The following is a 3,318-nucleotide window of genomic DNA, read 5'->3' as shown; positions in this document are numbered from 1 at the left end:
TAAGTGAACGGCATTGCGGCTTGCCGGGGTTTTTTTATGCCTGCTATTTGGCGGGGCGGCTGCTTTCTACCTGTTGTGCCCGTGGTTGGGTAATGCGCAGGCTGCTGACCACCGCTGCCAGCGTGGCAAAACTGCCGGCCAGGATCAGCGAGGCATGGGTGCCGGAGGTGGGGAACAGGTTGAACATCAATGCCACCAAGGCGGCACCGGAGGTTTGTCCCAACAGCCGTGCGGTACCCAGCATGCCGCTGGCACCCCCGCTACGGTTACGCGGGGCAGCGGAAATAATAGTGTGGTTATTCGGTGACTGGAACAAGCCAAAGCCCGCGCCGCAAAGCACCATGCGCCAGATGATATCCAGATCCGACGGGTTATGCGGCAGCAGCGCCAGCAGGAACAGCCCCAGTGCAAATACCGCCAGGCCGATACAGCCCAACAAACCGGCATGGATGCGCTCCACCAGTCGTCCTGCCAGCGGCGCCATGACGATAATCGCCAAAGGCCAGGGGGTCAGCAGCAAGCCGGTGGCGACCTCATCACGGCCCAGCGTGCTTTGCAGGAAGAACGGCAGCGACACCATGGCCAGCATCTGCGCGGCGAATGAACAAACGGAGGTGCCCATCGACAGGGCGAAAATCGGGATGCGCAGCAGGTCTACCGGCAGCAATGGGAACTCCTGACGCAACTGGCGACGGACAAAGAAGAAGCCAATCACCAGCAGCGCAGCGATTTCGCCGAAAATCAGCGTCAGGCTTTGGCCCTGAGCGAAGCCGCTGATGGCGGTGATCAACAGTCCGAAGGTCAGGGCGTTCATCACGGCGCTGGTCGGATCAAAGCGTTGATTGGAGCTTTTCTGGCTATTGCCGGGCAGGTACTTCATTCCCAATAACAATGCGACGATACCAATCGGCAGATTGATGGCGAACAGCCATTGCCAGGAAGCGACCGACAGGATCGCCGCCGCTACCGTGGGGCCGGCGGCCGAGGAAAAGGCGACAATCAGTGAGTTAATGCCCATGCCGCGGCCGAGAAAACGCTGCGGATAGATAATGCGGATCAGGGCGGTGTTAACGCTCATGATGGCGGCTGCGCCAAAGCCTTGCAGCACGCGGGCGATGGTCAGCGTTGTCAACGAGTCGGACAGGGCGCAGAACAGCGAGGTAATGCTAAATACCAACAGGCCGGCCTGATAGATACGGCGATAGCCAATCAGGTCGCCCAGCGAGGCCAGTGACAGCAGTGAAATGGTGATGGCCAACTGGTAGGCGTTAACCACCCAGATGGAACTGGCCGGGCTGGCGTTCAGATCGCGGGCGATGGTCGGCAGGGCCACGTTGGCAATCGCGCCGTCCAGCACTGAAACGGTAATGCCCAGGGCAATGGCGAGGATTGCCCCATAGCGTTGCGGGACGGGCAGGCCGTCAGTACAAGAACGCATGTTGATCTCGAAGGTATTAATCCGGGGGAGTATTAACATGCTAATCATATTCGTCTGCGATTGCATCCACCGTTTCCCGCGCAATTGTAATAACCGATGAGAATACTGCGCCCAAGGCGTTCTTCCTCAGGCATTTATCCCTGGGGCAGATTGCGTGGCCTTTGAGGTACCGCGTATACTGAAACCCTTGTTTAAATTTCTTAAAACAGAAAATGCCGGGTAGGATATTGACTATGGTTAACGCAGATTCAGATAAACAACCGGATGCGGTTTCGTCCGTGCTGAAAGTATTCGGTATCTTGCAGGCGTTGGGCGAGGAACGTGAGATCGGCATTACTGAGCTTTCCCAGCGGGTGATGATGTCCAAAAGCACCGTCTACCGGTTTCTGCAGACCATGAAGTCATTGGGCTATGTGTCGCAGGAGGGTGAGTCGGAAAAATATGCGCTCACGCTCAAGCTGTTTGAACTGGGTGCCAAGTCGCTGCAGAGTGTCGATCTGATCCGCAGCGCCGATATCCAAATGCGCGAACTGTCGAATCATACCCGCGAAGCTATTCACCTCGGGGCGCTGGATGAAGACAGCATTGTCTATATCCATAAAATTGATGCCATGTATAACCTGCGCATGTATTCGCGCATCGGCCGTCGTAACCCGTTGCACAGTACCGCGATCGGTAAAGTGCTGTTGGCCTGGCGTGACCGGGCTGAAGTGGAAAAAATCCTGTCGCAAATTGAGTTTACCCGCAGCACCCCGAACACCCTGACCGATGCCGCGGCGCTGTTATCGCTGTTGGATCAGGTGCGTGAGCAGGGAGTGGGTGAAGATATAGAGGAGCAGGAGGAAGGGTTGCGCTGTATCGCGGTGCCGGTGTTTGACCGTTTCGGCGTGGTGACCGCCGGCCTGAGCATTTCTTTCCCCTCCATTCGTTATTCTGAAGACGCCAGAGCGGATTACGTCAAACGTCTGCATACCGCTGCGCGCAACATTTCTGAGCAAATGGGCTACCACCACTACCCATTCTGAGCCCATCTCTAGCCATTTAAAGGCGTTGCCATACACAGGCTGCGCCTTTTTTGGTCTATACCAAGAGCTACAGCGTATCCACTTCAATGCGCAGGCTGTCGTGGCGCCAGTACTCGATATCAAAGTCGAGAATGTGACCATGCTGATCGTAATTCAGCCGGCGCAGCAGCAGTGCAGGCAAGCCAACCATGGCACCCAGAGCACTAGCGGCGTGGTAGGGCAAGGCGGTTGGGTAAAACGACAGGTGCATTTTGCGGTAGATCAGCGCGTAGTGTTGCTGATAAATCTCGGTCAGGCTGCCGTTGAGATCCTGCTTGAGCAGGCCCGGTACCCGTTGTGGCAGGCAGTGGTTTTCGCAGTAGCAAATCGCCCGCCCGTCGGCATGGCGTACGCGGCGCAGCAGATAGATTTGATCAAACGGCTCCAGGGCCAGCGGCTGTATCACGTCGAGCGGCACCGTGGTTTTTTCAGCGGATAACAATTCGGTACGCGGCGTGCGTCCCTGCTCCAGACACAATCGGTGAAAGTTGGTGTTCTGTGTTGGATCCAGCCACAGCCGTTCCGGTGTCACAAACCAGCCCCGGCGGTCGGCGCGATAAATGGCACCGGTGGCTTCCAGCTGTGCCAGGCTTTCACGGACCGTCACGCGGGTGGTGGAATAAATGGCGCACAGCTCACGCTCAGAAGGCAGCTTGTCACCCGCCTGCAGCGCACCCTGGGTGATGCGTGCCTGTAACTGATCCTTGATTTGCAGGTAGTGGGGCATCTCGCCCTGATGTGGTTTCATCTCATCTCGCTATGGCATTTCGGCACGCGCCCATTATACATGCGCAGTTGACTGCTCCCCGCCCTAAA

3 protein-coding genes are annotated in these 3,318 nt (G+C 57.1%); 1 reads left to right on the top strand and 2 read right to left on the bottom strand.

The window, feature by feature from the left end; genetic code table 11:
* Positions 1–43: 43 nt before the first annotated feature.
* Entirely contained in the window at positions 44–1,438 is a 1,395-nt protein-coding gene (locus tag BEI65_RS26630) for an MFS transporter (protein WP_099065746.1), read from the bottom strand.
* Positions 1,439–1,671: 233 nt separating this feature from the next.
* Here BEI65_RS26630 and kdgR point away from each other — a divergent pair, with 233 nt between their 5' ends.
* A complete protein-coding gene (gene kdgR / locus BEI65_RS26625) occupies positions 1,672–2,463 on the top strand; it encodes a DNA-binding transcriptional regulator KdgR (RefSeq protein ID WP_085116425.1) in 792 nt (263 codons plus the stop codon).
* Between the two features lie 67 nt (positions 2,464–2,530).
* On the opposite strand, the gene phnR is transcribed toward kdgR, so the two are convergent.
* Entirely contained in the window at positions 2,531–3,250 is a 720-nt protein-coding gene (phnR, locus tag BEI65_RS26620) for a phosphonate utilization transcriptional regulator PhnR (RefSeq protein WP_099065745.1), read from the bottom strand.
* Positions 3,251–3,318: the final 68 nt, after the last annotated feature.

This window comes from Serratia sp. BW106 (genome assembly GCF_002607755.1).
GTDB lineage: Bacteria > Pseudomonadota > Gammaproteobacteria > Enterobacterales > Enterobacteriaceae > Serratia > Serratia proteamaculans.
Note: the sequence above shows the minus strand (reverse complement) of the source record. Positions and strands in the feature narration are given on the sequence as shown.